This window comes from Massilia cellulosiltytica, from assembly GCF_047325105.1.
Classification (GTDB): domain Bacteria; phylum Pseudomonadota; class Gammaproteobacteria; order Burkholderiales; family Burkholderiaceae_D; genus Telluria; species Telluria orientalis.
The window spans coordinates 1,821,966-1,842,140 of record NZ_CP168562.1; the positions used below are offsets into that span (position 1 = coordinate 1,821,966).

Sequence of the window (20,175 nt, forward strand, 5' to 3'; positions counted from 1 at the left end):
AAAACCAGTACTTTTTCGCGGCGACCTGTACAAATGTTGATGAGATGTCACTAGAATGCCGGGATGACTGAACCAATTTTGACTCTTGCTGTCGCTCGAAACCTGCACCTTGCGGCCCAGGGCATGCTGCAGGCGAAACGCGCCCGTGCCACCCAAGCCGATGTTCTGGCAGCGATTCGCCGCATGGGCGTGTTGCAGATCGACACCATCAGCGTCGTCGCGCGCAGCCCGTATCTCGTGTTGTGGAGCCGCGTCGGCGACTACGACCCGGACTGGCTCGACCAGTTGCTGGCCGAGGGCCGGCTGTTCGAGTACTGGGCCCACGAGGCGTGTTTCATTCCGATCGAGGATTACGGCCTGTACCGGCACCGGATGGTCGATCCCGGCTCGCTCGGCTGGAAATACGCGGGGACGTGGCTGGCGTCGCACCGGGAGGAGGTCGAGCGCGTGCTGGCGCATGTCCGGGCCAGCGGGCCGGCCCGCTCGGCCGACTTCGAGCGCTCGGACGGCAAGGCCGGCGGCTGGTGGGCATGGAAGCCGGAAAAGCGCGCGCTGGAAGTCCTGTTCACGACCGGGCAGCTGATGATCGCGCGCCGCCAGCAATTCCAGCGCGTGTACGACCTGGCCGAGCGCGTGTTGCCCGGCTGGGACGATGCGCGCATGCCGTCGATCGACGCGACGCGGCGGCGGTTCGTGCTGGACGCCGTGCGCGCGCTGGGCGTGGCGAAGGCTGCCTGGATTCCGGACTATCACCGCACGAAGCCGCCGCACCTCGATCCGGCGCGGCTGGCCGACGAGGGCTTGCTGCTGCGCGCCCGCGTCGAGGGCTGGAAGGAGCCCGTGTACGTCCACCCCGACCATGCGGCGCTGCTCGGGCGGGCCGCCGATGGGGGACTGCAGGCGACGCTCACCAGCGTGCTGTCGCCGTTCGACCCCATCGTGTGGGACCGCCGCCGCGCCCTCGACCTGTTCGGTTTCGACTACCGGCTGGAGTGCTACACGCCCGCCGAGAAACGGCGCTACGGCTATTTCACGCTCCCTTTGCTGCGGCGCGGGGCGCTCGTCGGCCGGGTGGATGCCAAGGCGCACCGCAAGACCGGCGTGTTCGAGCTGAAATCCCTCGTGCTGGAGCCCGGGGTACGTATCAGCGACCGGTTCGTGCGTGACCTGGCCGCGGCGTTCGCCCGCTGCGCGCGCTGGCACGGCTGTCCGCAGGTCGTGCTGGCGCACGCCGAGCCGGCCGGGCTCGCCGCGCCGCTGGCCGCCGCGCTGGGCCAGACCCTGGCGGCCGCGGCCTGATGCCGGGTGGCCGTTTGTGATAGATCAAACGGGTGCCAGCCCCGCCTCCTTACACTAGACCTTCCTTCAGGCCGAAACCAACCAGAGGACGCCTCGCGATCCGAGACTCGCGATTCGAGACTCGCGATTCGAGAGCGCCCCGGGCCTGTCAACAACGCTCCCACGGACCTTGCATAGCGCCGCGCATGCCATGCGGCCGGGGAGCGGATTTGTCGAACTCACTCGTGAGAAAAAGGTGGAGACCGAATGCTGACATCGACTTATACCCTCGTCGCCCTGTCCGTCGAACAGACGACGGTGCGCGCGGCCCTGCAGTCGCTCCTCGACGAGCTGCGCGCTCTGCCGGGCGACTTCAGCACGCTGGCCGCCGGCCGGGCCGCACAATTGTGCACTGCACTGCGCCAGGCGTACGACAACTGTCACTGGCGCAAGCTCGACAAGTTCCTCGTGCCGGCCCTGCGCCGCAGCACCGCGGCGGCCGACAGGTTGCTGGAGGAGCTCGAACGGCTCAGCGGCCAGGCGGCCGGCGCGATGGCCACGGCCGAGGCCTGCGTCGGCGCGGCGGACCGTCCGGTGCCGCGCGACGTGTTCTGCGGCGCCGTCGAGAGCTGCGTCGCGGCCTTGCGCTGCCGGCTGGAGCGCGAGGAACACGAGTTGTTCCCGCTGGCGCGCGCGGCGGTCGGCGGCGACGCGTGGTTCGCGATCGCGAACCAGATGCTCGCGCACGACGCCTACGCGCAGGAGCACCGCGCCGGTCCGCGCCGCCTGCGTCACGAACTGGTCGGGCATGCCGGCCACGATGTGCACGGGCGACGGCACGCGACGTTGACCGCGGCCCACTGACAGTATCGATATTGTCAGTGGGAAATGATGAACGATTGCTCGCACGCGCCAGGCTGGTGTCACGAGGCCATCAGGGTTCTTTGCTATGATGGCGATTTTGGAAGTGCGATTTCATCATGTTCGAGTTCCTATTCAAGCGGCCGGGCGACAAGCCCGGCGACAAGCCGGCCGGGCAGGGAGGACAGGCGGGGGGGCAAGCGGAACCGTCCGCGTCCGCCGCCACGCATTCGTCCAACCATCAACGCACGGCCCAGGCTGAAAAGCTGGGCCGGATCGGGGATGATGAAGCCGCCGCGGTGGAATTCATCCTCCAGTGCGAATTTTCCGAACTGCGCCTCGCCGCCGCCGAGTTCGTCCACAGCCCGGCGCTGATCGAGCGTGTGCACACCGCGATGCGCAATACCGATCGCCGCGTCGCCAAACTGATGCAGTCGCGCCTCGACGCGCACCGTCACCGCGAAGCCGAGCACCGGCGCGCACAGGCCGCCGTCGAGCAGGCCGAATCCCTCCTCAAGGATGCATTGCTGACCCCGAACCACGTGGCCGAGCTGGACCGCAAATGGTCCGTGATCTCCGCACCCGAACTCGATGCCGCGTTCCAGACCGCGCGCGCCGCGCTGGCCCAGCGCCTCGAAGCGCAGGTGGCCCTGCAGCGCGCCATGATCGACCGCGTGGCTGCCATGCGCCAGCTGGGCGGCGCCGGGCTGTCGGCAGCGGAACTGGGGCAGCGCCTGGATGTGCTGGCACAGGAACAGGACGAGGCCCTGCGTTCGCCCGAACACCCGTCGCTGCCGCGTGCCCTCGTCGCCGAATTCGCGGCCGGGATGGAGAAGCTGCGCGCCGGCTTGCAGGTGCAGGAAGCCGGCCAGGCCGCGCTCGCCGCGCGCGCCGCATTCATCGACGCCCAGCAGGCGAAACCGGTTGCCGAACTGAATGCGGAGACGCTGCGGCGCGAATGGAAAGCGCTGCCGCATCTGCCCCAGGACGAGCAGGCCGCCGAACTGCAGCGCCGCTTCGACGCCCTGCTGGCCACGGTGCCGCAGCCCGAGCCGCGCAGGCCGAAGGAGCCGCGCGAGCCCAGGCCGGCGCATGAAGGCGGCGCCAAGGCGCCTGCCAAGGAGGGCGCGAAGGACAACAAGCCGCGCGGTGCGGACCAGCATTTCATCGACACGATGGATGCGATGGAAGCCGCCCTGCAACAGGGCTCGCTGGGCGCCGCCGCCGACCACGACAAGGCCCTGAAGGACGCGCGCGAAAAGGGCATGCGCCTCACGCCCGCGCAATCCGACCGCCTGGCCCACCTGCGGGCCGAGCTCAAGCGCCTGTCCGACTGGGCGCGCTGGGGCGGGAACGTGTCGCGCGAGGAACTCATCAAGACCGTCGAGGCCTTGCCCACGCAAAACCTGGCGATGAGCGAGCTGGCCAAGAAGGTCGGCAGCATGCGCGACCGCTGGAAGGCGCTCGACAGCCTGTCCGGCGCCGCGCCGAAGAGCCTGTGGGAGCGGTTCGACGCCGCCTGCACGGCCACCTATGCGCCGGCCGCGGCCCACTTCCGCCACCTGGCCGACGAACGCCATGCGAACGCGGCACGCGGCCAGGAACTCGTCGAGGAAGCGCAAGCCGAGATCGCGCGCCTGCGCGATGGCAGCGTCGAGTGGAAGCACGTGGCGGGCACGGTGCAGCGGCTGCGTCTCGCGTGGAGCCACCTGGGCGCCATCGACCGCAAGGAGAAGAAGCGCCTGGACGCCTTGTTTGCCGATGCGCTGAACGTGCTGCAGGGGCCGCTCGAAGAGCAGCGCAAGGCCGAGATGGCCGAGCGCGAAGCCATCATCGAGGAAGCGGCCGCCATCGACCCGCACGACCGCCATGCGATCGACACGATGCGCGCCCTGCAGCAGCGCTGGCAGGACCATGCACGCTCGCTGCCGCTCGAACGCAAGAGCGAGCAGGCGCTGTGGCAGCGCTTCCGCGCCGTGTGCGACGATGTGTTCCAGCGCCGCAAGGAAACGATGCACGAGGCCGACATCGAGCGCCGCGCCCACGAGGCCGCCAAGGAAGCCATCAGCGCGCGCCTGGAAGCGGCGGCGGACAGCGTCACGCCGGCCACGGTCGGCAAGCTGCTGCGTGAGGCGCAGGCGGAATGGCAGGCGATCGGCCCGGTGCCGCGCGCGCATGAAGCCCGCGTGGAAAAACGTTATCACGCGGCCGTGGCGCTCGTGCAGCAGCATGCGGACCAGGCTCGCCGCGCCGCCGGCGTCGCCCAGGCGGGCATGTTGCGCGACAAGCTGAGGCTCGTGCAGGAACTGGAGCAGGCCGTCGCCGCGGACGATGCCGGTACCACCGATTGGGAGGCACGCTGGTCCGGCTTGCCGCCCCTCGACGCCGACATGGAACGCACGTTGCGCACCCGTTTCGACGCCGCGCTGGCCGCGCTGCGCGGGAGCGAGGAACAGAAGGCCGCGTATGGCCGCACATTGGAAGCGAACAGCGGCAAGCTGCTGCACGAGCTGCTGCGCCTGGAAATCGGCGCCGGCATCGACAGCGGCCCGGAATTCGCGCGCGAGCGCTTGAAGCTGCAGGTCGAGGTATTGCAGTCGTCGTTGAAATCAGGACAAAGCGCAGGACAGGGCAGCGGCCGCGGCGCCCAGGGCGGCGCGACGGCGCAACTGCGCGACCTGTGTGCGCTGGCGGCGCTCGTCGATGCGCGTACGGCGTCCCGGATCGAGCAGCTCGCGCTGCGTGTGGCCAAGGAGGGCAAGTGAAGAAGGATGTGACGGAGGTCCGCGTCGAGGCCGCGGATTTCGACGTGAGCGCGGAAATCGCGCGCCTGCGCGCGGGTGATGCGCGCGTGGGAGCCGTCGTCAGTTTCGTCGGCACGGTGCGCGACATGAACGACGGCGACAATGTGGCCGAACTCGAGCTGGAACATTATCCGGGCATGACGGAGCGTGCGCTGCACGACATCGTGGAGCAGGCGCGGGCGCGCTGGCCGCTGTATGGCGTCCTCGTGATCCACCGCATCGGGCCGATGCGGCCGCTTGACCAGATCGTCCTCGTCGCCTGCACGTCCGCGCACCGCGGCGAAGCGTTCGCCGCGTGCGAATTCATCATGGACTACCTCAAGACCGATGCCCCGTTCTGGAAGAAGGAGCAGACGCCGAACGGTGCGCGCTGGGTCGATGCGCGCGTGACGGACGACACGGCCCGGGCCAAGTGGGCCAGCCGCTGAGCTGGATCGCGGTCGCCGTCGGCGCGGCCCTCGGGGCGTGGCTGCGCTGGGGGCTGACCATCTTCCTCGGCCAGCTGCATGCTCACATCCAGCTGGGGACGCTCGTCGCCAATCTCGTCGGCGGTTATCTGATCGGGCTGGCGCTGGGCTTCTTCGACGCCATGCCGGCCCTGTCCCCGGCCTGGCGTTTGTTCGTCATCACGGGCTTCCTCGGGGGGCTGACCACGTTTTCCAGCTTTTCCGCCGAAGCCATGGTGCTGCTCCAGCGGGGCCATTACGGCTGGGCGCTGGCCCATTCGGCGGTGCATTTGCTGGGGTCGATCGGCTGCTGCGTCGCAGGATATGCGACCTGGCGTGCCATCGCGTGATACCTGCGTGTCATTCGCTTGCGCGCAATGCGTGAGAACTGCAATCTGGCAATGTCTTAATTTTCACTGACCGGAGAACAGCATGACCAAGCAATCATTTGCACGCCCGAGCCCGGCCTTCGTCGGCGCATCCTGGGGCGCCATGATCGTCGGCATCCTTGCCTACCTCATCGGTTTATGGAATGCCCAGATGCAGCTCAATGAAAAGGGCTATTACCTGACGATCCTGCTGTACGGCTGCTTTGCCGCCGTGTCGCTGCAAAAGACGGTGCGCGACCGGGCCGAGGGCTTGCCGGTGACGGGCATGTACGTCGGCTTGTGCTGGACCTCGCTGATGGCCGCCGTCGTGCTGCTGACGGTCGGCCTGTGGAATGCGACCTTGATGCTCAGCGAAAAAGGGTTTTATGCCATGTCGTTCGTGCTGACCCTGTTCGCGATCATCGCCGTGCAAAAGAACGTGCGCGACCTGGCTGCGGCGGGCGACGTGCCCGAAGCGCAGCAGGCTTGATGCATCACGACTTGCCGGGCTTGGCGTGGCCGATGCGCTGGGCCCGGTAAATCCCCGTGTGGCCGGAAAACAGATAGGCCAGCACGCACCCGACGGCCGCATACACCCCCACCTCCGCGCCGAACAATTCGATGGCCATCAGGGTCGACGCGATCGGCGTGTTGGCCGCGCCGGCGAACACGGCCACGAACCCAACGCCCGCCAGCAGGGAAAAGGGCAGGTGCAGCAGCGGCGCCAACGCATTGCCGAGCGTGGCGCCGATGTAGAACAGCGGTGTCACTTCGCCGCCCTTGAAGCCGCTGCCGAGCGACGCGACCGTGAACACCAGCTTGCCGGCGAAGTCCCATGGCGCCAGCGGCTCGGTGAATGCGGCCTGGATGGTCGGGATGCCGAGGCCGATGTAGCGGTCCGCGCCGAACGCCAGCACGACGGCGGCGACGACGCTGCCGCCCAGCAGCGGCCGCAGCGGACCGTAAGGCACGCGCCGCTTCATCCAGCCCGATAGCGCGTGCGTGCAATCCGCGAACAGTTTTCCAGCAAGACCGAACAGCGCCCCGGCGATCGCGACTGCCGCCAGCGGCCACAGGCCCAGTGCCGGTACGGACGCGATGGCGTAATGCGTGTGGTGAATGCCCAGCGCATGACTCCACAGCAGGCAGACCTGGTCGCCGGCGATGGCGGCCGCCAGGCAGGCGAGCAGGGCGTCGTAGCGCAGGCGGCCGATCGCGAGCACTTCCAGGCCGAAGATCGCGCCCGCCAGCGGCGTGCCGAACACGGAGGCGAAGCCCGCGCTGATGCCGGCCATCAAGACGATCCTCCGGTCTTCCATCTTGAGCTTGAACACGTGCGTGAGCTGGTCGGCGAGCGCGCCGCCCATCTGCACGGCCGTGCCCTCGCGTCCGACCGAGGCGCCGAACAAATGCGAGACCACGGTGCCGCCCAGCACGAGCGGTGCCATGCGCAGCGGAATCACTTTCTTCGGGTCGTGGATCTCGTCGATGAGCAGGTTATTGCCGGCCTCGACCGAGCTGCCGAAACGCAGGTACAGCCAGCCGACGGCGAACCCGGCCAGCGGCAGCAGCGCGATCAGCCAGCGGTGGGCGTTGCGCGTCCCGGTCGCCAGTTCGAGCGCGAACAGGAAGAAAGCGGAGGCGGACCCGGACAGCAGCCCGACGGCGAGGGCGAGCAGCAGCCATTTTCCCATGTAGGGCAGCAGGCGGCGTTGTTCCGACAAGAATGAATGTTCCATGGCGGACATTTTATCTCAGCACGATTTGGCGCCCCAGCCGCATGTTCACATCTTGAAAAGTCGCTAAGGCATCCCTAACTTGATGTCAATCCAAAATCCAACCCAAGGGATCAACATGCGACAAGATAAATTGACGACCAAGCTCCAGGAAGCGCTCGCCGACGCGCAGAGCCTGGCGGTCGGCAACGACAACCAGTACATCGAACCCGTTCACCTGCTGGCCGCGCTGCTGGGCCAGAGCGACGGCGGCGCTCGCTCGCTGCTGCAGCGGGCCGGCGTCAATGTCGGCAGCCTGCAGACGGCGCTGCGCTCCGCGTTCGACCGCCTGCCGAAAGTGCACGGCACGGGCGGCGACGTGCAGGTCGGCCGCGAGCTCGTCTCGCTGCTGAACCTGGCCGACCGCGAATCGCAGAAACGCGGTGACCAGTTCCTGTCGAGCGAGATGGTGCTGCTCGCCTTTACGGACGACAAGTCCGAAGCCGGCCGCCTCGCACGCGAAAACGGTCTCGCCCGCAAGGCGCTCGAATCGGCGATCTCCGCCGTGCGTGGCGGCGAATCCGTCAGCTCGCAGGATGCCGAAGGCCAGCGCGAAGCGCTCAAGAAATACACGCTCGACCTGACGGAACGGGCCCGCAGCGGCAAGCTCGACCCCGTGATCGGCCGCGACGACGAGATCCGCCGCGCCATCCAGGTGCTGCAGCGCCGTACCAAGAACAACCCGGTGCTGATCGGCGAACCCGGCGTCGGCAAGACTGCGATCGTGGAAGGTCTGGCGCAGCGCATCGTCAACGGCGAAGTGCCGGATTCGCTGAAGGGCAAGCGTGTGCTGTCGCTCGACATGGCCGCGCTGCTCGCGGGCGCCAAGTTCCGCGGTGAATTCGAGGAACGCCTGAAAGCCGTGCTGAAGGAACTCGCGCAGGACGAAGGCATGACGATCGTCTTCATCGACGAGATCCACACGATGGTCGGCGCCGGCAAGGCCGAAGGCGCGATGGATGCGGGCAATATGCTGAAGCCGGCCCTGGCGCGCGGCGAGCTGCACTGCATCGGCGCGACCACGCTCGACGAGTATCGCAAGTACGTCGAGAAGGATGCCGCGCTGGAGCGCCGTTTCCAGAAGATCATCGTCGACGAGCCGAGCGTGGAAGCGACCATCGCCATCCTGCGTGGCCTGCAGGAGAAGTACGAACTGCACCACAAGGTGGAGATCACGGACCCGGCGATCATCGCCGCGGCCGAGCTGTCGCACCGCTACATTACCGACCGCTTCCTGCCGGACAAGGCCATCGACCTGATCGACGAGGCCGCCTCGAAGATCAAGATCGAGATCGACTCGAAGCCGGAAGTGATGGACAAGCTCGACCGTCGCCTGATCCAGCTGAAGATCGAGCGCGAAGCCGTCAAGAAGGAAACGGACGAGGCCTCGCAGCGCCGCCTGGAGCTGATCAACGAAGAGATCGTCCGGCTGGAGCGCGAGTATGCCGACTACGAGGAAATCCTGACGTCCGAGAAGGCGGCCGTGCAGGGCACGACGCACATCAAGGAAGAGATCGAGCGTATCCGCCTGCAGATGGATGAAGCGAAGCGCCAGAGCAATTGGCAGAAGGTATCGGAGCTGCAGTATGGCCGCTTGCCGGAGCTGGAAAAGCAGCTGAAGGAAGCGGAAGCGGCCGGTGAGCAGCCGGACGGTGCGGACAGCAAGCCGCGCCTGCTGCGCACGCAGGTCGGTGCCGAGGAGATCGCGGAAGTCGTGTCGCGCGCGACCGGCATCCCCGTGGCCCGCATGATGCAGGGCGAACGCGACAAGCTGCTGCACATCGAAGAGAAGCTGCATGAGCGCGTCGTGGGCCAGGACGAGGCGATCGAGGCCGTGTCAGATGCGATCCGCCGCTCGCGTGCGGGTCTCGCGGACCCGAACCGGCCGTATGGCTCGTTCATGTTCCTCGGCCCGACGGGTGTCGGCAAGACGGAATTGTGCAAGGCGCTGGCGAACTTCCTGTTCGACACGGAAGACGCACTGATTCGCATCGACATGAGCGAGTTCATGGAGAAGCATTCCGTGGCCCGCCTGATCGGCGCGCCGCCGGGCTATGTCGGTTACGAGGAGGGCGGCTACCTGACCGAAGCCGTGCGCCGCAAGCCGTACAGCGTGATCCTGCTGGACGAGATCGAGAAAGCGCATCCGGACGTGTTCAACGTCCTGCTGCAGGTGCTCGACGACGGCCGCATGACGGACGGCCAGGGCCGCACGGTGGACTTCAAGAACACCGTGATCGTGATGACGTCGAACCTGGGTTCGCACAAGATCCAGTCGATGGATTCCGACGATCCGGCCGTCGTGAAGCTGGCGGTGATGGCCGAGGTGCGCGGCCACTTCCGCCCCGAGTTCATCAACCGGATCGACGAGATCGTCGTGTTCCATGCGCTCGACGAGAAGAACATCGGCGCGATCGCGAAGATCCAGCTGAAGAACCTGGAGCAGCGCCTCGAGAAGATGGAAATGGCGCTCGACATCAGCGAGGAGGCCTTGCAGAAGATCGCGGAAGCGGGCTTCGATCCGGTGTATGGCGCGCGGCCGCTCAAGCGCGCGATCCAGCAGCAGATCGAGAATCCGCTGTCGAAGGACATCCTGGCGGGCCGCTTCGGGCCGAAGGATACGATCCGCGTCGGCGTGCGCGGCGGCCAGCTGGTGTTCGGCGAGGAGCCGGCTGTCGAGCTGGCGAAGTAATCTGTTCGTGTGAATGGAAACGCCCTGTCGGCCGGCGCCGGCAGGGCGTCTTTTTACGCGCGCTTGCGGCGCGCCCTGAAGCCGAGCAGGCCGAGGCCGCCGAGCATCATTGCGTACGTTTGCGGTTCGGGCACGGCGGAGACCACCAGGTGCTCGCCCATCAGGCTGCCGACCTTTTTATTGCCGTCCGCGCCGAACATGGTCACCTTGAGCTGGGGCGACGTCGCGTCGACATTGCCGCCGGAGAAGGTGAACTGGAACACCATGTCGTCCGCCAGGGCGACGTGTGCGCCGGAATAGCACAGCGACGTGCCGCCATGGCCGCCGCCCGTGCAGCCGTTCGCGTTCAGCTCGTTGCTGGACAGGCTCCAGTTCGACGCGCCGCCCGGCGCTGCCGTGAGCGACACGTTGTCGAAGCTGCCGAGGTCCTTCAACTGCAGGGCGCCGAGCGACGTGGCACCGGCCCAGCTGCCGGTCGGGTTGGCGGCGTCGACTTCGAGGGTCAGCACGTTGCCGGACCAGGATGACGTAAAGTCGACGCCCTGGAATTCGATCGTGCCGGCCTGCGCCGACGCGAGCGTGCCTGCGCCCAGCAGCGCCGCCAGCAGGGTAGTGCGGATGCGTGATGTCATGTTCTCTCCTTCCACGAAATGCAAGGACCCGACGGCTCGCGTCCTGCGAGACCGCCGGGCACATACGGATCAGATCCGTGCCGCAAGGGTAGAAGGGGGCCCGATATGGCTCTGTTAGCCGACTAACTCATCGTTTGTAACAACAACGCCCCGCCGGGCGCTGGGCCGGGCGGGGCGTTCGGGGAGGGGTGCGTTCAGCGCGGGCGACGGCGCAGCACGAGGCCCATCAGGCCCAGGCCGCCCAGCAGCAGGGCGATGCTCTCCGGTTCCGGGACGTTCGCCGGGCCAGTGGCATTGCCGGAAGGCGTTTGCACGACGTCGGGACCCTTGACGGGCAGCGTCGACGGCAGGTCTTCCTGCGGCGGCAAGGCGGCCGGCGTGCCGGATGGGGAGGCGACGTCGGGCGTGCCGGTCGGCGTTTTCGTGTCGGCTGTCGTGTCGGCTGTCGTGTTGGTTTGCGTGCCGGCGGACGTGGTCGGTGCGTCGGGGATCACCGGAACGACCGGGGTGACCGGGGTGACCGGCGCGGTCGGGGTGGACGGCGTCGTGGCCGGGGGCGATGCCGGCAGCACCTGCGACAACAGCGAGCCCACCTTGTTGCCCCGGGCGTCGACGAACTCGACCTTCACATGCGGCTCGTTCGTCGCGACGCTGGCGCCGTTGAACGTGAACTTGAACACCATGTCGTCGACAAGCGCGATCTGCTGGCCGTAGAAGCACATGCGGCTGCCGGCCGCCCCGTTGCTCGTGCCGGAGCAGCCGGACGCTTTCAGTTCGGACGTCGACAGTTTCCACGCATCGGTCCCGCCCGGCCCGCCGGTCACGCTCACGCTGCTGTAGGTGCCCACGCCCTTGATCGCCAGCGCAGCGAGGCCCGTCGCGCCGCTCCAGCCGCCGCTGCGCTGCGCGGCGTCGATTTCCAGCGTGAGCACATTGCCGCTCCAGTTCGACGTGAAAGTCACGCCGTCCGTCGTCAGGATGCCGGCGTGGGCCGTCGTCGTCATAGCGGCCAGCAGGGCAGCCAGTGCGGTCAATCGCAGTGTCATCGGGTGTCTCTTTCGGGAACGTAGAAATTGCTTTTAAGAATTTAATAATGGTGCTCGGAAATTATTCTCTCGCGATTTGATGCAAATCGTCAATTTGTGATTATTTATGACGGGAGTAGTGTTGTTTAATCAGACAAAATTGTCAGATTTGCGGCAGTATTTACGAAATACTTTGCGGAAGCAATGTGGGGTATTCCGCATTATGAAAGCTTGTCCGTGCATGTGAAAAGAGCACAAGACGCACCTGCCCGGCAGTTTCCATTGTAAGAAATATGTTTCCGTATCATGAAATTGAAACTATAAGCATATGATTTTCAACGAAATAAAAATCGTCATATGTCTTATATAAGAGTATTGGTGCTGCGCACAACCGGCGTTATGATGTTTCTAACGGAATCACTGTCCAACCCCGTCTTTTCAATCAGGAGAACACCATGGCAACTCGTGAACAGCAAATCGCCGCCCTGCAACAGGATTGGGAGTCCAACCCGCGCTGGAAAGGTATCGTTCGCAATTACACGGCGGAAGATGTCGTACGGCTGCGAGGCTCCGTGCAGATCGAACATACGCTGGCGCGGCGCGGCGCCGAGAAGCTGTGGAACCTGATCAACAACGAGCCGTACGTGAACGCCCTGGGCGCGCTGACGGGCAACCAGGCCATGCAACAGGTCAAGGCCGGGCTGAAAGCCATCTACCTGTCGGGCTGGCAGGTTGCCGGCGACGCCAACCTGGCCGGCGAGATGTATCCGGACCAGTCGCTGTACCCGGCCAATTCGGTGCCGATGGTCGTCAAGCGCATCAACAACACGTTCCAGCGCGCCGACCAGATCCAGTGGTCGGAAGGCAAGGACGACGTCGATTACTTCGCCCCGATCGTGGCCGATGCGGAAGCGGGCTTCGGCGGCGTGCTGAACGCTTTCGAGCTGATGAAATCCATGATCGAAGCGGGCGCGGCCGGCGTGCACTTCGAAGACCAGTTGGCCTCCGTCAAGAAATGCGGCCATATGGGTGGCAAGGTGCTCGTGCCGACGCGCGAAGCCGTGGAAAAGCTGACGGCGGCCCGCCTCGCGGCCGACGTGATGGGCACGCCGACGATCCTCGTTGCCCGCACGGACGCCGAAGCGGCCGACCTGCTGACGGCTGACGTCGACGCGAACGACAAGCCGTTCTGCACGGGCGAACGCACGGTAGAGGGTTTCTTCCGCGTGAAGCCGGGCGTCGACCAGGCGATCGCGCGGGGCCTCGCCTATGCGCCGTACGCCGACCTCGTGTGGTGCGAGACGGGCAAGCCCGACCTGGAATTCGCCAAGCGCTTCGCCGACGCCATCCATGCGAAATTCCCGGGCAAGATGCTCGCGTATAACTGCTCGCCGTCGTTCAACTGGAAGAAGAACCTGGACGACGCGACGATCGCCAAGTTCCAGAAAGAGCTGGGCGCGATGGGCTACAAATTCCAGTTCATCACGCTGGCCGGCTTCCATGCGCTGAACTACAGCATGTTCAACCTGGCGCACGGCTATGCGCGCCGCGGCATGTCGGCCTTCGTCGAGTTGCAGGAAGCGGAATTCTCGGCCGCCGACAAGGGCTTCACGGCCGTCAAGCACCAGCGCGAAGTGGGCACCGGCTACTTCGATGCCGTGACCCAGACGATCCAGCAGCACCAGAGCTCGACGACGGCGCTGCACGGCTCGACCGAGGACGAACAATTCTTCGACGAAAAACAAGTCGCCTGAGCGCCGGCGCGTAACCTTCCTCCACCCATCCTCGCGATGGTCTGCCGCAGTGGCCACAAGCCGCTGCGGCATTTTTATTTCCAAACTTCGGGGTCAGGTCCCATTTCGCTCCGAATTCGGGGTCAGAGCACATTTGCGATCAATGTCCGGATGTACAAGAAGTTTCGCCATCCCGGCGTGGTGCGCCGACTGTCCCCTTAAACGCGTAGCCGTCACGAGTAGAAATCCTCTACAGGAAATTTCACCTAAAAGTGCTCTGACCCCGAATTTTGCCGAAAATGTGCTCTGACCCCGAATTTGGGCTGTTGGGGTCGAGACGTATCTGAGGGATAATGGCGGTTGGCCCGCATCAGCGATCGCACCGCGGGCGCCGCATCAACCAGATTGGAATCTCTATGTTCAGCTACCGCCACGCCTTCCACGCGGGTAATCACGCCGATGTCCTGAAGCACTTTATTCAGGTTCAGTTGCACAAATACATGAACCAGAAAGACACGGCCTACACCTATATCGACACCCATGCCGGTGCCGGCGTGTACGCGCTCGACAGTGCGCAGGCAGTCAGGAGTGGCGAATACATCGACGGCATCGGGCGCCTGTGGGGGCGCGACGATCTGCCGCCGGCGCTGGCCGAGTACGTGGACCTCGTAGGCAAGTTGAACCCAAGCGGCAAGCTGCGCTGGTATCCCGGTTCGCCGTGGGTCGCGGATGCCGAGGCGCGCCTGGAGGATCGCCTGCGCCTGTTCGAACTGCATCCGGCCGACATCAGGGTGCTGGCGGAGAATGTCCGCAAGCTGGAGGCGCACCACGCGGAGCAGGGCGAGCGTGCGCGCGGCCGCCGCATCCTCGTCGAGCACGCGGACGGTTTCCACGGCCTGAAGGCGCTGCTGCCGCCGCCGTCGCGCCGGGCGCTGGTGCTCATCGATCCGCCGTACGAAGTCAAGCTCGACTACAAGCACGTGCGCGACGCGCTCGACGAGGCACTCAAGCGCTTCCCGGCGGGCATGTATGCGGTCTGGTATCCGGTGCTGCAGCGCATGGAATCGCGCCAGTTTGCCGACCGCCTGAAGCGCCTGCCGGCCAAGGAATGGCTGCATGTGACGTTGAGTGTGGCCGGCCCGCGCGCGGACGGCAACGGCCTGCACAGCAGCGGCATGTTCATCCTGAATCCGCCGTACACGCTGGAGGCAACCTTGCGCGAGACGATGCCGTATCTCGTGCAGGTGCTGGGCCAGGACAGCGGTGCAACGTTCCGTATCGAAAAAGGCACGCAGGTCACCGGCACGGTGCCGGCCCTGGGCGGTCCCCGCAAGCCGGTGGGCAATGCGCGCCGCGCGAGCCCGTTGTCCGGCGGCGGCAGCCTGCGCTTGCCGGGCCAGCCGTTCGGCGACGATCCACGTCCGCGCAAGGAAGGCGAGGGCGCCGAAGGACGTCCGCGCACCCCGCGCACGGAGGCCAAACCGGCACCGCGCGGTCCGGCCAAACGCAGCGGATCGGGCCGTTCCTGATCCTTTTCGCATCGATCGTTTCTGACAGGCACAACTATGTCTGAAACGATTTGATACGATGTCGAAATGTAAAGACTTCCCGTCTGTAGTATAGTCGGACCGATATTCCGGCCAGACCGGATCCGGCACGCATGGTGCGTGCCGTCGTTTCAGGAGTTTTTACATGCAAGCGGTAGCAACGGCAGCCACGTCCACGCCGTCCGACGAATTCTTTCTGGCGCGCCAGCCCATCCTCGGACGCGACCAGAAACTGGTGGCGTTCGAGTTGCTGTTTCGCGCCGCGCCGGAGCATGAGGACGCGCAGCTGACCGATTATGCCGCCGCCACCGCCGCCGTGATCTCCCATGCGTCACAGCTGGGGATGAAGCAGGTGGTGGGCGAGCAGGTTGCCTTCGTCAATGTCGACGAGGTCGTGCTGATGAGTGATTTCGTCCGATTCCTGCCTCCCGATAAGGTCATTCTGGAAATCCTTGAAACCGTCCGTCCCACCACGGCCTTGCTGGCCCGTGTGCGGGAGTTGAAAGAGCTCGGCTTCAAGTTCGCACTCGACGATGTTATAGGCCATTCCGAGCAGGTAAGCAAGCTGATGAGCCTTGTGGACATCATCAAGATCGACTTGCAGGGTGTCGGGCGCGACGAGCTTGCCGAGCTCGTCCGCACCGTGCGCGGGCCGCACCAGAAGCTGCTCGCGGAAAAGGTCGAGACGATCGAGGAATTCGAGTTATGCCTGGAACTCGGCTTCGAATACTTCCAGGGCTATTACTTTGCGCGCCCCGCGATCCTGTCCGGCAAGAAGATCACGCCGTCCGAGCTCGTGCTGCTGCGCCTGTTCGATCTCATTCATTCGCAAGCCGACAACGACGCGATCGAGGCGGCCGTCAAGCGCGACCCGTTGCTGAGTCTGAACCTGCTGCGCCTCGTGAACGGTCACCTGGCCGGCACGGGCGCGCCGCACGTCGAGTCGATTTCGCAGGCGCTCGTCCAGCTCGGCCGCAGCCAGTTGCAGCGCTGGGTGCAGATCCTGTTGTACAGCGGCCCGGAGGGGCACGTCGAACTGAGTTCGCCGTTGCTGCAGATGGCGACGACGCGCGGCCGCCTGCTCGAGCTGATGACGCTGACCCTGCGTCCGGGCGACGTGGCTGGCGCGAATACCGCCTTTACGGTCGGCATCATGTCGCTGATGGATGCGTTGTTCGACGTGCCGATGCGCGAGATCTTCGACAAGGTCGACCTGTCGCGCGACGTCCGCGCCGCCCTGCTGGAGCGCGACGGCGACTATGGCGCCATGCTCAGCGTGGCGGAAGCGCTGGAGCATGCGGAGCCGGGCCGCAACCTGGCGGCCGCGCTGGACCGGCTCGGGCTGTCGGTGAAACAGGTGCGCGACATCGAACTGGCCGCGTTCGGCTGGGTGCGCGAACTCGGCGCCGAGGTGCACTGACCTCTACGATTGCGCGAGGAACAGGAAGACGGTCGGCTTCTTGTGGAAATCCGGCGCCTGGCCGGACGCCAGTTGCGCCTTCCACTTCGCGGCCGTCTGCGTCCGCACGGTTTCCGTCGCCAGCGACAGATCGGTCGCCACGCACACCAGCGTGCCCGGCTGGCAGCTGGTGATGAGGGCTTCCAGCATCGCACCGTTGCGGTACGGCGTCTCGATCAGCAACTGCGTCTGTTTCTCGCTGCGCGAGCGCTGCTCCAGTTGCTGGATGCGCTTGGTGCGCTGGCCGGCGTCCGTCGGCAGGTAGCCGTTGAATGCGAAGCTCTGGCCGTTCAGGCCGCTCGCCATGACGGCCAGCAGCAGCGACGACGGCCCCACGAGCGGACGCACGGGCACGCCGTGCTGGTGCGCCAGCCGGACGAGGTCGGCACCCGGATCCGCGACGGCCGGCACGCCCGCTTCCGACACGAGGCCCGCGTCGCGTCCCTCCAGCAGCGGCGCGAGCAGCGCGGCCAGCGCCTGCGGCGGCGTGTTCACATTGAGTTCCGCGATCTGAATCTCTTGCAGCGGACGCGCGAGCGGATGGCCGATGCCAACTAGTTTCAGGAAGGCGCGCGCCGTCTTGGCGTTCTCGGCCACGAAATATTCGAGCTTGCTGGCGATGTCCTGCACCTGCTCGGGCAGGATGTGGGACAGCGCGTGCGGTGCGGCCTCGGTCGGGCCGAGGGTGTTCGGAATCAGATAGAGCGTACCGGGCATGGTTGTTATTGTTGGAGATTAAAAAATGGCATGCCGGCGCGGCGCAGCATGCCGGTCAGGGCGATCAGGGGCAGGCCGGTGAGGGCGGTCGGGTCGTTGCTGTCGATGCGTTCGAGCAGGGCGATGCCGAGTCCCTCGTTCTTGGCGCTGCCGGCGCAGTCGTAAGGCTGCTCGATGCGCAGATAGGCGTCCAGCTCGGCATCCGGCAGGTCGCGGAACGTCACGAACACCTGGACATTCTCGACCTGCGCCGCGCCTGTGCGACCGTCCCACAGGCACAGGGCCGTATGGAATATGACGCGGCGGCCGCGCATCATCTGCAATTGGGCGAGGGCGCGGGCGTGGTCGCCCGGCTTGCCGATCTGGATGCCGTCCAGCGTGGCCACCTGGTCCGAGCCGATCACCAGGGCACCGGGGTTCTCGAGGGCGACGGCCGCGGCCTTCGCGCGCGCCAGGCGCAATGCCGTCGCCTCCGGCGTTTCACCTGGATGCGGGGTCTCGTCGATGTCGGGCGCGATCGCTTCGAACGGCAGGTGCAGGCGACCGAGCAGTTCGCGCCGGTAGGCGGAACTGGAGGCCAGGATGAGGCGCGGCAGGGCGGAGCTTGGCATCGATTTTCGTAAATAAAACAGGAAGATAGCGCTTTGTGAGGAAGTCTTTGACTACGCGGGCAGAAGCCTGCTATTATCGCAGGTTTTCCGGGGATGTTTTTCCAAATGAGCGCTTTTGTCATCGACGCCTTTGAATTTTGTCGGAACAACGGCCATCGTGAAGGCGTCACGCCGGTGGCGGAAATGAATCGCCTTGCGGCCGATTGCGCCGACAAGTCCGGCGAAATCGCCTGGACCATCGAAGGTGGCCAGACCCGCCAGGGGTATCCGATGCTGACGCTGTCCGTCTCCGGTACCGTGCAGCTGGTGTGCCAGCGCTGCCTGACCCCGTTCGGCTACGGGCTCGATTCGTCGACCGTGCTGGTGCTGGGCAAGGACGACAAGGAAGCGGACGAGATCGAGGAAATCCTCGACGATGAAAGTATCGACGTGATCGTCGGCAGCCACGCCTGCGACATCCGCGATTTGCTGGAAGATGAAGCCCTGCTGGCCCTGCCGCAGGCACCGAAACACGAGGTGTGCCCCGATACCAAGCTGCTGGACGCCATCAAGTCCGAGAAGGTATCGCCGTTCGCGGCACTGAAGAGCCTCAAATCTGAATAAAAGAATTGCAGTGGGTGCTACGGACAGGTAGCATTCGCAGCGTCAAAACGTGTCAAACGCGTGCAGCTCGAGTATTGAGTCATCGTTGTAAGGCAGCGTTAAACATGTCGGCAATGGCAGTCCCAACGTTATTGCCGCTGGGATACTCGATGCGCATGTACTTGCAAGTCGAATGTGTTAGAATTTTAGAACTTAAGTTTAGGAGTCATCATGGCAGTTCAACAGAATAAGAAGTCCCCGTCGAAGCGCGGCATGCACCGTTCGCACGATTTCCTGACCGCCCCGAACCTGGCAGTCGAGCCGACCACCGGCGAAACGCACCTGCGTCACCACATCAGCCCGAACGGTTTCTACCGTGGCCGTAAAGTGCTCAAGACCAAGAACGACGAGTAATCGACGTCTTGCTGTTTTGTTCCATGAAAGCGGTGCAACGTATGTCGAATGCGTGGCGCCGCTTTTTCTTTTGCGGTAACTCCGTCATTTACCACCCCACTGACTCGGCACTCATTGCAGCTCACCTTGTAGCCCGACGAGACCGAGCAGCCGCCGGCCGACCTTGAGCCCGCGGTTCATTCCGACAAATGACAATCAAAATTTCCATCGACTGCATGGGCGGCGACCACGGCCCCGCCGTGACCATCCCGGCAGCCCTCGCATTCCTCAAGCGCGAACCCGACGCCGAGCTGATCCTCGTAGGTCAGGAAGAGCTGGTCCGTGCTGAACTCAAGAAACATCATGCGGGCGACAACCCGCGCCTGACCGTCCGCCACGCTTCCGACGTGGTCGCGATGGACGATCCCATCGAAGTCGCCCTGCGCCGCAAGAAGGATTCGTCGATGCGCGTGGCGATCGAGCTCGTCAAGGACGGCAGCGCCGACGTCTGCGTCTCCGCCGGCAATACGGGCGCGCTGATGGCCATCTCGCGTTATGTCCTGAAGACCATGGCCGACGTCGACCGTCCGGCCATCTGCTCGATCCTGCCGAACCAGAAGGGCGGTCCGACGTACATGCTCGACCTGGGCGCCAACGTCGACTGCGAGCCCCATCACCTGCACCAGTTCGCCATCATGGGCGCCGTGCTGTTCGAGGCGATGGAACATCGCCGCCCGAGCATCGGCCTGCTGAATGTCGGCACGGAAGAGATCAAGGGCAACGAAGTGGTCAAGGCCACCGCGCCCCTGTTGCGGGCCGACCATGAACGCGGCGTGCTGAATTTTCATGGCAACGTGGAAGGTAACGATATCTTCAAGGGCACCGTCGACGTCGTCGTATGCGACGGGTTCGTCGGCAACGTGACCCTGAAGGCGATCGAGGGCCTGTCGCGCTTCGTCAAATCGGTGTTCCTCGAAACGACGATGTCGAAGATCGGCGCCCTGTTCGCGCGCAAATCGCTCAAGAAGCTGAACCCCGAAAGTTATAACGGCGCCGGCCTGCTGGGCCTCAAAGGCCTGGTCTTCAAGAGCCATGGCGGTGCCAATGCCTACGCCTACGAGTGGGCACTCCGACGCGCTTTTGACGCGGCGAAATATAATGTGCAAGCGCAACTCTCGACCTTGATCGCCGAAATGTTGCCGCAAGCTCCCAATCCGGAAGCGCCTGGCTCAACTATTCAGCAGGGTTAGCA

The 20,175-nt window shown here is 65.2% G+C and carries 18 protein-coding genes; 13 read left to right on the plus strand and 5 right to left on the minus strand.

What is annotated here, in order from left to right; translation table 11 throughout:
* Positions 1–63 precede the first annotated feature (63 nt).
* The 6 genes from ACEN9H_RS08175 (at position 64) to yiaA (ending at position 6,247) form a co-directional block, all read left to right on the plus strand.
* The gene (locus tag ACEN9H_RS08175) at positions 64–1,299 is read left to right on the plus strand and encodes a winged helix-turn-helix domain-containing protein (RefSeq protein WP_413674349.1); all 1,236 of its coding nucleotides are present in this window, start codon (positions 64–66) and stop codon (positions 1,297–1,299) included.
* A gap of 246 nt (positions 1,300–1,545) precedes the next feature.
* Positions 1,546–2,142, plus strand: coding sequence for a hemerythrin domain-containing protein (locus ACEN9H_RS08180; RefSeq protein ID WP_413674350.1), 597 nt, complete (start codon positions 1,546–1,548; stop codon positions 2,140–2,142).
* A 116-nt stretch (positions 2,143–2,258) separates the two neighbouring features.
* The gene (locus ACEN9H_RS08185; protein ID WP_413674351.1) at positions 2,259–4,904 is read left to right on the plus strand and encodes a DUF349 domain-containing protein; all 2,646 of its coding nucleotides are present in this window, start codon (positions 2,259–2,261) and stop codon (positions 4,902–4,904) included.
* A gap of 8 nt (positions 4,905–4,912) precedes the next feature.
* The gene (gene moaE, locus ACEN9H_RS08190) at positions 4,913–5,371 is read left to right on the plus strand and encodes a molybdopterin synthase catalytic subunit MoaE (RefSeq protein WP_371763041.1); all 459 of its coding nucleotides are present in this window, start codon (positions 4,913–4,915) and stop codon (positions 5,369–5,371) included.
* Entirely contained in the window at positions 5,356–5,739 is a 384-nt protein-coding gene (gene crcB / locus ACEN9H_RS08195; RefSeq protein ID WP_371763014.1) for a fluoride efflux transporter CrcB, read from the plus strand. The genes moaE and crcB overlap by 16 nt, the downstream gene beginning before the upstream one ends.
* A gap of 82 nt (positions 5,740–5,821) precedes the next feature.
* A complete protein-coding gene (gene yiaA, locus ACEN9H_RS08200) occupies positions 5,822–6,247 on the plus strand; it encodes an inner membrane protein YiaA (RefSeq protein ID WP_056137263.1) in 426 nt (141 codons plus the stop codon).
* A 4-nt stretch (positions 6,248–6,251) separates the two neighbouring features.
* Here yiaA and ACEN9H_RS08205 read toward each other — a convergent pair whose 3' ends face one another.
* A complete protein-coding gene (locus ACEN9H_RS08205) occupies positions 6,252–7,496 on the minus strand; it encodes a voltage-gated chloride channel family protein (protein ID WP_413674352.1) in 1,245 nt (414 codons plus the stop codon).
* 115 nt (positions 7,497–7,611) lie between these two features.
* Here ACEN9H_RS08205 and clpB point away from each other — a divergent pair, with 115 nt between their 5' ends.
* Positions 7,612–10,224, plus strand: coding sequence for an ATP-dependent chaperone ClpB (clpB, locus tag ACEN9H_RS08210; RefSeq protein ID WP_056137265.1), 2,613 nt, complete (start codon positions 7,612–7,614; stop codon positions 10,222–10,224).
* 53 nt (positions 10,225–10,277) lie between these two features.
* Here the strand turns inward: clpB and ACEN9H_RS08215 are convergent, their stop codons facing one another.
* Together ACEN9H_RS08215 and ACEN9H_RS08220 are read right to left on the minus strand one after the other, a co-directional pair.
* On the minus strand, positions 10,278–10,856 hold the full coding sequence (locus ACEN9H_RS08215; RefSeq protein WP_413674353.1) for an FxDxF family PEP-CTERM protein: 579 nt from the start codon (positions 10,854–10,856) through the stop codon (positions 10,278–10,280).
* 194 nt (positions 10,857–11,050) lie between these two features.
* Positions 11,051–11,902: a PEP-CTERM sorting domain-containing protein gene (locus tag ACEN9H_RS08220; protein WP_413674354.1), complete on the minus strand. Its 852-nt coding sequence runs from the start codon at positions 11,900–11,902 to the stop codon at positions 11,051–11,053.
* Positions 11,903–12,336: 434 nt separating this feature from the next.
* Here ACEN9H_RS08220 and aceA point away from each other — a divergent pair, with 434 nt between their 5' ends.
* The 3 genes from aceA (at position 12,337) to ACEN9H_RS08235 (ending at position 16,581) form a co-directional block, all read left to right on the plus strand.
* Complete coding sequence (gene aceA, locus ACEN9H_RS08225) at positions 12,337–13,635, plus strand: isocitrate lyase (RefSeq protein ID WP_413674355.1); 1,299 nt, start codon at positions 12,337–12,339, stop codon at positions 13,633–13,635.
* A gap of 479 nt (positions 13,636–14,114) precedes the next feature.
* A complete protein-coding gene (locus tag ACEN9H_RS08230) occupies positions 14,115–15,143 on the plus strand; it encodes a 23S rRNA (adenine(2030)-N(6))-methyltransferase RlmJ (RefSeq protein ID WP_229412329.1) in 1,029 nt (342 codons plus the stop codon).
* A gap of 163 nt (positions 15,144–15,306) precedes the next feature.
* Positions 15,307–16,581, plus strand: coding sequence for an EAL and HDOD domain-containing protein (locus ACEN9H_RS08235; protein ID WP_413674356.1), 1,275 nt, complete (start codon positions 15,307–15,309; stop codon positions 16,579–16,581).
* A 3-nt stretch (positions 16,582–16,584) separates the two neighbouring features.
* On the opposite strand, the gene ACEN9H_RS08240 is transcribed toward ACEN9H_RS08235, so the two are convergent.
* Both ACEN9H_RS08240 and ACEN9H_RS08245 read right to left on the minus strand, forming a co-directional pair.
* Positions 16,585–17,337 (minus strand): SAM-dependent methyltransferase, encoded by a 753-nt coding sequence (locus ACEN9H_RS08240; RefSeq protein WP_413674357.1) that lies wholly within the window; start codon positions 17,335–17,337, stop codon positions 16,585–16,587.
* A gap of 5 nt (positions 17,338–17,342) precedes the next feature.
* Positions 17,343–17,948, minus strand: a complete 606-nt coding sequence (locus ACEN9H_RS08245) for a Maf-like protein (RefSeq protein WP_413674358.1) — start codon at positions 17,946–17,948, stop codon at positions 17,343–17,345.
* Between the two features lie 105 nt (positions 17,949–18,053).
* Here ACEN9H_RS08245 and ACEN9H_RS08250 point away from each other — a divergent pair, with 105 nt between their 5' ends.
* From ACEN9H_RS08250 to plsX, 3 genes are all read left to right on the plus strand, one after another.
* On the plus strand, positions 18,054–18,551 hold the full coding sequence (locus ACEN9H_RS08250) for a YceD family protein (RefSeq protein ID WP_413674359.1): 498 nt from the start codon (positions 18,054–18,056) through the stop codon (positions 18,549–18,551).
* A 210-nt stretch (positions 18,552–18,761) separates the two neighbouring features.
* Positions 18,762–18,944, plus strand: coding sequence for a 50S ribosomal protein L32 (gene rpmF / locus ACEN9H_RS08255; RefSeq protein WP_005666806.1), 183 nt, complete (start codon positions 18,762–18,764; stop codon positions 18,942–18,944).
* Between the two features lie 188 nt (positions 18,945–19,132).
* Entirely contained in the window at positions 19,133–20,173 is a 1,041-nt protein-coding gene (gene plsX, locus ACEN9H_RS08260; RefSeq protein ID WP_056137283.1) for a phosphate acyltransferase PlsX, read from the plus strand.
* Positions 20,174–20,175 lie beyond the last annotated feature (2 nt).

Excerpts from the sequence above, each read along its gene's own strand:
- ACEN9H_RS08175 (WP_413674349.1), top strand. The coding sequence starts at position 64 with ATGACTGAACCAATTTTGACTCTTGCTGTCGCTCGAAACCTGCACCTT.
- ACEN9H_RS08180 (WP_413674350.1), top strand. The coding sequence starts at position 1,546 with ATGCTGACATCGACTTATACCCTCGTCGCCCTGTCCGTCGAACAGACG.
- ACEN9H_RS08185 (WP_413674351.1), top strand. The coding sequence starts at position 2,259 with ATGTTCGAGTTCCTATTCAAGCGGCCGGGCGACAAGCCCGGCGACAAG.
- yiaA (WP_056137263.1), top strand. The coding sequence starts at position 5,822 with ATGACCAAGCAATCATTTGCACGCCCGAGCCCGGCCTTCGTCGGCGCA.
- ACEN9H_RS08205 (WP_413674352.1), bottom strand. The coding sequence starts at position 7,496 with ATGGAACATTCATTCTTGTCGGAACAACGCCGCCTGCTGCCCTACATG.
- clpB (WP_056137265.1), top strand. The coding sequence starts at position 7,612 with ATGCGACAAGATAAATTGACGACCAAGCTCCAGGAAGCGCTCGCCGAC.
- ACEN9H_RS08215 (WP_413674353.1), bottom strand. The coding sequence starts at position 10,856 with ATGACATCACGCATCCGCACTACCCTGCTGGCGGCGCTGCTGGGCGCA.
- ACEN9H_RS08220 (WP_413674354.1), bottom strand. The coding sequence starts at position 11,902 with ATGACACTGCGATTGACCGCACTGGCTGCCCTGCTGGCCGCTATGACG.
- aceA (WP_413674355.1), top strand. The coding sequence starts at position 12,337 with ATGGCAACTCGTGAACAGCAAATCGCCGCCCTGCAACAGGATTGGGAG.
- ACEN9H_RS08230 (WP_229412329.1), top strand. The coding sequence starts at position 14,115 with ATGAACCAGAAAGACACGGCCTACACCTATATCGACACCCATGCCGGT.
- ACEN9H_RS08235 (WP_413674356.1), top strand. The coding sequence starts at position 15,307 with ATGCAAGCGGTAGCAACGGCAGCCACGTCCACGCCGTCCGACGAATTC.
- ACEN9H_RS08240 (WP_413674357.1), bottom strand. The coding sequence starts at position 17,337 with ATGCCCGGTACGCTCTATCTGATTCCGAACACCCTCGGCCCGACCGAG.
- ACEN9H_RS08245 (WP_413674358.1), bottom strand. The coding sequence starts at position 17,948 with ATGCCAAGCTCCGCCCTGCCGCGCCTCATCCTGGCCTCCAGTTCCGCC.
- ACEN9H_RS08250 (WP_413674359.1), top strand. The coding sequence starts at position 18,054 with ATGAGCGCTTTTGTCATCGACGCCTTTGAATTTTGTCGGAACAACGGC.
- rpmF (WP_005666806.1), top strand. The coding sequence starts at position 18,762 with ATGGCAGTTCAACAGAATAAGAAGTCCCCGTCGAAGCGCGGCATGCAC.
- plsX (WP_056137283.1), top strand. The coding sequence starts at position 19,133 with ATGACAATCAAAATTTCCATCGACTGCATGGGCGGCGACCACGGCCCC.